The following is a 6,433-nucleotide window of genomic DNA, read 5'->3' on the forward strand; positions in this document are numbered from 1 at the left end:
CCCCCCCCCCCCCCCCCCCCCCCCCACAACAGGGTTCACCTTCAATTTGAGTTCCCCGCCATAACCCGCCATAAAAAAACACCAGCAAGCTGGCGTTTTTTGTGGGTCGGCTGTTTAGCTGGCCTTGGCCTGGTTACGCAGGGCCTTGACCTGGTCATGGTTGCGTTGCACCCCGTGGTACTGGCGTTCGACCAGGTCACGGATGCCCAACAGGTTGTGCTTGTTGATCTTCTCGATGGCTTCCCGATAGGCCTTCAGCGCATGGTCTTCACCGCGCTCGGCTTCGTTGAGCACCGCTTCCCCGCCCTTGCCGGTGAACATGGACTTCACATCCACCCAACGACGGTGCAGGTCACCGGCCACGCTGGTCGAGGTTTCCGGATCGCCGCCCAGCGAACGAACCGCAGCCTGCAGCTCGGCAGCGGCCGTGGCACAGTCTGCCGCACGCGCGACGAACAGGGTTTTGAGTTCAGGGTGCTTGATGTCTTCGGCGCAGGTCTTGAAGCCTTCCTGACCATCCTTGCTGGTTTCGATCAGGTCGTTCAGGACGGAGATGGATTCTTTGTTGATATCAGTCATTTTTCAGTTCCTTTGCGGGTGAATGAAAACCTGCAAGGGATATTGCATCGGTCGTGCCAGACCAAATCCAATAAAAACTATATATAAATCAATTATTTAATTTAAAAGCGCAAATCTGTATCCGTGGTATTTGCATGATCTGTCATTTGGCCTGCATGCAGAATGCCTGTATTTTTCCAGGCTGTTTCCGAACAGATGATGAGTCATGGATCCGCAAAAACTTGAGTTACTGGTCACGCACCAGATGCCCTTTGGTAAATACAAGGGCCGAATTCTGGCCGACCTGCCCGGTCAATACTTGAACTGGTTCGCCCGCGAGGGTTTTCCCCACGGTGAATTGGGTGGTTTGCTGGCATTGATGCAGGAGATCGATCACAACGGCCTGTCGGACCTGCTCGACCCGTTGCGCGCCAAACATGGCAAACCCAAGCCTCGCCCCTGACTGATTGAGCCCTCACCATGCCCGAGAACACGCTGCGCGCCCACGATGAAGCTTTCTGGCAGACCTTTGTCGGCCGCTACGATGTCGACCCCGACGAACCGCTCAATCTGGAAAACGGTTACTTCGGCCGCATGTCCCGGACTGTGGTCGAGGAGTACCAGCGCAACATCGAGTTCATCAACCGCGGCAACTCGGTGTATGTGCGCCAGCATTTCGACCGCGATCATGGCGAGGCCATTCGTCGACAGGTCGCGCAATTGATACAGGCCCCCTCCCACTCGGTGGCGATGGCCACCAGCGCGGTGGACGCCCTGCAATCGTTGATCCGCAACTACAACGGCCTCAAGCCCGGCGACCAGGTCCTGATCTGCGACCTGGAATACGCCTCGGTCAAAAGCGCGATGCGCTGGCTCGCCCGCCAGCGTGGCGCGCAGGTCATCGAACTGGTCCACCAACATCCCGCCAGTTTCGAGAGTCTGGTCGGCACCTATCGCGAAGCGTTCATTCGCTACCCCCGCCTGAAGCTGATGGCGCTGACCTATGTAAACCACCTCACCGGGCTGGTGATGCCGGTCAAGGCCATTGCCGAGACCGCCCGGGAATTTGACGTCGACATCATCCTCGACGGCGCCCATGCCCTGGGCCAGATCGATTTCGACTTGAAGAAACTCGGCATCGAGTTTGCCGGGTTCAACCTGCAGAAGTGGATCGGTGGCCCCCTTGCCCTGGGTTTTTTGTACATCGCGCCCCATCGGCTGGCCGACATCGACCCGGACATGGACGAAGGCCATTACCCAGCGACCGACATCCGTTCGCGAATCCCCCACAGCACCCCCAACATCCCTGCCCTGCTGACCCTGCCCCTGGTGTTCGAAGAGCACCGGGCCCTGGGTGGCGCGCGGGCCAAAGGGCCGCGGCTCAATTACTTGCGGGACCTGTGGGTGAGCGCCGTGCGGGATGAACCGGGGATCGAAGTCATGACCCCGGACGATCCGCGGCTGTATTGCGGCATCACCTCGATGCGCTTCACCGCGCACAAAGACCAACAAGCCATGGCCAATCGACTGCTCGACGACTACGGCATCTTCACCGTGGTACGCAACACCAGCGTCGGGCCGTGCATTCGCATTACGCCGGGGTTGACTACCCTGGCGAGTGATATCGAGCGGTTGACTGAGGCATTGATTGCCTTGAATCGAACATAGTTGTGGCGAGGGAGCTTGCTCCCGCTGGGGTGCGCAGCAGCCCCACGACAATCACCTCGGGGTATCAGACCGATCCCCTTCAGCTTGATGGGGCTGTTTCACAGCCCAGCGGGAGCAAGCTCCCTCGCCACGGAATAGATTCAGAGCTAAAACCCAGGCAAAAAAAACGGTGCGCCGACCAAGCGCACCGTAAAACCGTAGATCACCCAACGAAGGTTCGGTAAAGCAATCAGTCCAGCAGCGCCAAAGCCTCGGCGGTGCATTCCTGGATGCGGGACCAGTCGCCGTTCTTGATCCACTCCGGATCAAGCATCCAGCTCCCGCCCACGCACATCACGTTCTTCAACGCCATGTAGCTCTTGATGTTGGCCGGGCCCACGCCGCCAGTCGGGCAGAACTTCACTTCGCCGAACGGACCACCCAGGGCCTTGATGGCTGCGACGCCACCGCTGACTTCCGCCGGGAACAGCTTGAAGCGGCGATAGCCCAGGCCGTAGCCCTCCATGATGCCGGACGCATTGCTGATACCCGGCAGCAACGGAATCGGGCTCTGGACACTGGCTTCCAGCAGGTCCCGGGTGATGCCCGGCGTGACGATGAACTGCGAACCCGCCGCTTCGGCAGCCGCCAGCATGTGACGGTCGAGCACCGTGCCGGCACCGGTTACCAGTTCCGGACGCTGCTCGCGCAGCACCTGAATAGCCTTGAGACCGTACTCGGAACGCAGGGTCACTTCCAGCGCCGTCAGGCCACCGGCGGCCAGGGCATCGGCCAGTGGCAGGATGTCCTGTTCACGGGCGATGGTGATCACCGGCAGGATCCGCGCCTTGGCACAGAGGCTGTCGATCAAGGTAACTTTGTCCGCCATGGAAACGGTCGGGGATGGCTTTGTCATAGCGGCTGATCCTTGGTTCATGGGCACCAGTAAATCTCTAACGTGGGTTGCAAAAACGCGCGGATCGGCATTTCGGCGACGTCGTCACCGGCCACCGCAGCGTTCAGGGTGGTCAATTTCGACTCGCCGGAAATCGACAGCACTTTGTGTTTCGCCGAAGCCAGCAAGGCACGGCTCATGGTCAAGCGCTGGTGCGGCACGGTCGGCGCCAGCATCGGCCAGCAACGGCGAGCGCCGTTGGCGTCCAGGGCCTGGGCCAGGTTCGGACTGTCGGGGAACAGCGAGGCGGTGTGCCCGTCATCGCCCATGCCCAATACCAGCACGTCGATGGACGGCAGCTCGGCCAACAAGCGATCCGCCTGCTCGGCCGCCGCTTCCAGGTTGGCGCTGGCACTGTAAAGGCTCAGGAACTGGGCCTTGGCCGCAGCCCCTTGCAACAGGTAACGCTTGAGCAGGCCGGCGTTGCTGTCGGCATGCTCGACCGGCACCCAGCGTTCATCAGCCAGGCTCACCAGCACCTTCGACCAGTCCAGCGCCTGCTTGGCCAGCGCCTGGAAAAATGCGACCGGGCTACGACCGCCGGACACCACCAGCACCGCCGTACCCCGCGCCTCGATTGCATTGCGCAACTGCTCGGCCACCTTCAACGCCAAGCCTTCAGCGAGCAACACCGGGCTCTTGAATTCGAGGGCGCTGACGCCCTGTGGCAGTTTCAATTCAGATATCGCCATACCATGACCTCCCGTCCCGCGTGATCAGTGCGATGGAGCTCATCGGCCCCCAGGACCCGGCCGCGTACGGCTTGGGCGCATCACCGGATTTCTTCCACCCGGCGATCAACTGGTCACACCACGTCCACGCGGCTTCGATTTCATCTTTACGGACAAACAGGTTCTGATTGCCGTTCATGACTTCCAGCAACAGCCGCTCGTAGGCATCGGGAATCCGTGCACTGCGGTAGGTGTCGGAAAAGTTGAGTTGCAACGGACCGCTGCGCAATTGCATGCCCTTGTCCAGGCCCTGCTCCTTGGTCATCACGCGCAAGGAAATGCCTTCATCCGGCTGCAGGCGGATGATCAACTTGTTGCTGATCTGCAGGCGCTGCTCGGGGGCGAAGATGTAGTGCGACGGTTCCTTGAAGTGAATGACGATCTGCGACAGCTTCTGCGGCATGCGCTTGCCGGTGCGCAGGTAGAACGGCACACCGGCCCAGCGCCAGTTACGGATGTCGGCACGCAGCGCGACGAAGGTTTCGGTGTCGCTCTGGGTGTTGGAATTGGGCTCTTCCAGGTAACCCGGCACTGCCTTGCCTTCGCTATGACCCGCGATGTACTGGCCACGCACCACTTGGGTGGTCAGGCCTTCCGGGCTGATCGGCGCCAGAGCCTTGAGGACCTTGACCTTTTCGTCACGGATACTGTCGGCGGACAAGTCGGCCGGCGGGTCCATGGCAATCAGGCAGAGCAACTGCAGCAGGTGGTTCTGGATCATGTCCCGCAACTGACCGGCCTTGTCGAAATAGCCCCAGCGGCCTTCGATACCGACCTTCTCGGCCACGGTAATTTCCACGTGGGAGATGTAGTTCTGGTTCCACTGGGTTTCGAACAGGCTGTTGGCGAAGCGCAGCGCAATCAGGTTCTGCACCGTCTCCTTGCCCAGGTAGTGGTCGATGCGATACGTGCGGTTCTCCGGGAAGAACTGCGCCACCGCGTCGTTGACCTTGCGCGACGACTCCAGGTCCGAACCGATGGGTTTCTCCAGCACCACCCGGGTCTTCTCGCTCAAGCCGACCTTCGCCAGGTTCTCGCAGATCGCGCCGTACACCGCTGCCGGGGTCGCGAAGTAGGCGATGACCTGCTGGGCCGAACCGGCGTGTTCGGCCAGGGCGACGTAATCGTCGGCCTTGAGGAAGTCCACGTGCAGGTAGTTCAGCCGAGCCAGGAAGCGTTCGAGCACCGCCGCATCCACATCCTTTTCGCCGACGAAGCGACGCAACTCGGTGGTGATATAGGCCAGGTGCTGCTGCTCGCTGCCCGCCTCGCGGGCCAGCGCGAGGATGCGCGTCTGCTCATGCAGCAGGCCGGCGGCGTCGAGTTGATAGAGAGCAGGAAACAGCTTGCGCAAGGCCAGATCGCCCAAAGCGCCGAACAAGGCAAAGGTGCACGGTTCTACCGTAATCGGAGGCATGATGTTTGTTCTTTTATCAAGTTAAACTACAAATACCTTTTTTCAAGGCATCACTCAAGGAAAAATGTAGTAATAACCACAACATTTTTCGAAAATGTCGATTCCGAGTGGTGGTCCGCCGGAGCCATCAGTAGGATAGGCCACCGCAAAGGGTCGTATCAAAGACCCGTCTTTCTAGGAATCTTGTATGGACCGCGTGCGAAATTTACTGGAACAGATCCAGAGTCGCCTTGAAGACCTGAACAAGGCCGAACGCAAAGTGGCCGAGATCATCCTGCTCAACCCGCAGCAGGCCACCCGCTACAGCATCGCCGCCCTCGCCCAGGCTGCCTCGGTCAGCGAACCCACGGTCAACCGTTTCTGCCGCTCGTTCGGCGTCAGCGGCTACCCCGAACTCAAGCTGCAATTGGCCCAGAGCCTGGCCAGCGGCGCCGCCTATGTGAGCCGCGCCGTGGAAGCCGACGACAACCCGGAAGCCTACACCCGGAAAATCTTTGGCAGTGCCATTGCCTCATTGGACAGCGCCTGCCAGGCCCTCGATCCAAATTTGATCAGTCGCGCCGTCGACTTGCTGATCCAGGCCCGGCAGATCCACTTCTTCGGCCTCGGTGCCTCGGCGCCAGTGGCCCTGGACGCCCAGCACAAGTTCTTCCGTTTCAACCTGGCCGTAACCGCCCACGCCGACGTGCTGATGCAACGCATGATCGCGTCGGTGGCCCACACCGGGGAGCTGTTCGTGATCATTTCCTACACCGGCCGGACCCGCGAGCTGGTGGAAGTGGCGCGCATCGCCCGGGAAAACGGTGCCTCGGTGCTGGGCCTGACCGCCGAAGGCTCGCCCCTGGCCAAGGCCAGCACCCTGAGCCTGAACATTCCGCTGCCCGAAGACACCGACATCTACATGCCGATGACCTCGCGGATCATCCAGCTCACCGTCCTGGACGTGCTCGCCACCGGCATGACCCTGCGCCGGGGCGTGGACTTCCAACCGCACCTGCGCAAGATCAAAGAAAGTCTCAACGCCAGCCGGTATCCGATTGGGGATGAGTTCAACTGATTCAATCCAGAATATTGGCCGCCTGAGAGGCCGCCTTCGTCGGATCGCCGCCCGGTGCAAGCTTGCTC

At 60.6% G+C, this 6,433-nt stretch carries 7 protein-coding genes; 3 read left to right on the plus strand and 4 right to left on the minus strand.

The genetic code is table 11. From position 1 onward, the window contains the following. Positions 1-114: 114 nt before the first annotated feature. Entirely contained in the window at positions 115-579 is a 465-nt protein-coding gene (locus ACODSJ_RS24485) for a PA2169 family four-helix-bundle protein (protein WP_489104191.1), read from the minus strand. Positions 580-784: 205 nt separating this feature from the next. On the opposite strand from ACODSJ_RS24485, the gene ACODSJ_RS24490 reads away from it, so the two are divergent. Further along, positions 785-1,021, plus strand: a complete 237-nt coding sequence (locus ACODSJ_RS24490) for a DUF3820 family protein (RefSeq protein WP_489104192.1) — start codon at positions 785-787, stop codon at positions 1,019-1,021. 17 nt (positions 1,022-1,038) lie between these two features. Continuing rightward, complete coding sequence (locus ACODSJ_RS24495; protein WP_489104193.1) at positions 1,039-2,226, plus strand: aminotransferase class V-fold PLP-dependent enzyme; 1,188 nt, start codon at positions 1,039-1,041, stop codon at positions 2,224-2,226. Between the two features lie 229 nt (positions 2,227-2,455). Here the strand turns inward: ACODSJ_RS24495 and ACODSJ_RS24500 are convergent, their stop codons facing one another. From ACODSJ_RS24500 to zwf, 3 genes are read right to left on the minus strand one after another with little or no spacing between them, the layout of a single operon-like run. Further along, positions 2,456-3,121: a bifunctional 4-hydroxy-2-oxoglutarate aldolase/2-dehydro-3-deoxy-phosphogluconate aldolase gene (locus tag ACODSJ_RS24500; RefSeq protein ID WP_489104194.1), complete on the minus strand. Its 666-nt coding sequence runs from the start codon at positions 3,119-3,121 to the stop codon at positions 2,456-2,458. A 17-nt stretch (positions 3,122-3,138) separates the two neighbouring features. Next, positions 3,139-3,852, minus strand: coding sequence for a 6-phosphogluconolactonase (gene pgl, locus ACODSJ_RS24505; protein WP_489104195.1), 714 nt, complete (start codon positions 3,850-3,852; stop codon positions 3,139-3,141). Next, positions 3,839-5,308 carry a glucose-6-phosphate dehydrogenase gene (zwf, locus tag ACODSJ_RS24510; RefSeq protein WP_489104196.1) on the minus strand — a complete coding sequence of 490 codons (1,470 nt, stop codon included), beginning with the start codon at positions 5,306-5,308 and terminating at the stop codon, positions 3,839-3,841. Before zwf ends, pgl begins: the two co-directional genes overlap by 14 nt. A gap of 196 nt (positions 5,309-5,504) precedes the next feature. Between zwf and ACODSJ_RS24515 the strand changes: the two genes are divergently transcribed. Then, the gene (locus tag ACODSJ_RS24515) at positions 5,505-6,365 is read left to right on the plus strand and encodes a MurR/RpiR family transcriptional regulator (protein WP_489104197.1); all 861 of its coding nucleotides are present in this window, start codon (positions 5,505-5,507) and stop codon (positions 6,363-6,365) included. Positions 6,366-6,433 lie beyond the last annotated feature (68 nt).

This window comes from Pseudomonas sp. FG6, from assembly GCF_057809015.1.

Excerpts from the sequence above, each read along its gene's own strand:
- ACODSJ_RS24485 (WP_489104191.1), bottom strand. The coding sequence starts at position 579 with ATGACTGATATCAACAAAGAATCCATCTCCGTCCTGAACGACCTGATC.
- ACODSJ_RS24490 (WP_489104192.1), top strand. The coding sequence starts at position 785 with ATGGATCCGCAAAAACTTGAGTTACTGGTCACGCACCAGATGCCCTTT.
- ACODSJ_RS24495 (WP_489104193.1), top strand. The coding sequence starts at position 1,039 with ATGCCCGAGAACACGCTGCGCGCCCACGATGAAGCTTTCTGGCAGACC.
- ACODSJ_RS24500 (WP_489104194.1), bottom strand. The coding sequence starts at position 3,121 with ATGACAAAGCCATCCCCGACCGTTTCCATGGCGGACAAAGTTACCTTG.
- pgl (WP_489104195.1), bottom strand. The coding sequence starts at position 3,852 with ATGGCGATATCTGAATTGAAACTGCCACAGGGCGTCAGCGCCCTCGAA.
- zwf (WP_489104196.1), bottom strand. The coding sequence starts at position 5,308 with ATGCCTCCGATTACGGTAGAACCGTGCACCTTTGCCTTGTTCGGCGCT.